The sequence below is a fragment of the Pyramidobacter sp. C12-8 genome (genome assembly GCF_002007215.1).
Taxonomy (GTDB): domain Bacteria; phylum Synergistota; class Synergistia; order Synergistales; family Dethiosulfovibrionaceae; genus Pyramidobacter.
Map to the genome: position 1 here is coordinate 1 of NZ_MUHX01000173.1, position 208 is coordinate 208.

The 208-nt window shown below is 55.8% G+C and carries 1 protein-coding gene; it reads left to right on the forward strand.

What is annotated here, in order from left to right:
• Positions 1–208, forward strand: a 208-nt coding sequence (locus B0D78_RS13345) for a hypothetical protein (RefSeq protein ID WP_205948354.1), incomplete at both ends; no start/stop codon positions are given.

Below are 208 nucleotides of genomic sequence, written 5' to 3' on the forward strand. Positions count from 1 at the left end.
CTGGACCTCGCAGGTGACCTATGTGTCGCCTCCACCGGCCACCATTCCTTTAAAAACGGCGGCGCGAAAACGCCCGAAGGCTTCGGACATGGCCATGGCGTCGAAGTCATAGACATCTCCAACCCACAATCACCCCAGACGCTTTCCGTCTTCAAATTTCCGCAACTATATCATCTCGGCAATGACTTCTGGACCGTCCGCATCTGCG